This is a genomic window from Acinetobacter sp. ANC_7512 (assembly GCF_056779935.1).
In genome coordinates this window covers 1-228 of record NZ_JBWYIX010000052.1, presented here as the reverse complement: position 1 = coordinate 228, position 228 = coordinate 1, and the positions used below count along the sequence as shown (strand labels likewise).

The 228-nt window shown below is 45.2% G+C and carries 1 protein-coding gene; it reads right to left on the bottom strand.

All coding sequences use genetic code 11. The annotated features are described in order from the left end of the window. On the bottom strand, positions 1-228 hold a 228-nt coding region (locus AC1M9H_RS14430), incomplete at both ends, for an EF-Tu/IF-2/RF-3 family GTPase (protein WP_481613666.1).

Sequence of the window (228 nt, the reverse complement as noted above, 5' to 3'; positions counted from 1 at the left end):
TGATCGCACCTGGTTTAGAAAGTACTTGACCACGTTGTACGTCTTCACGCTTAGTACCACGTAATAAGATACCACAGTTCTCGCCCGCACGACCTTCGTCTAGAAGTTTACGGAACATTTCAACGCCAGTTACTGTCGTTTTAACTGTGTCTTTGATACCTACGATTTCAACTTCTTCGCCTACTTTCACGATACCAGCTTCTACACGGCCAGTTACTACTGTACCAC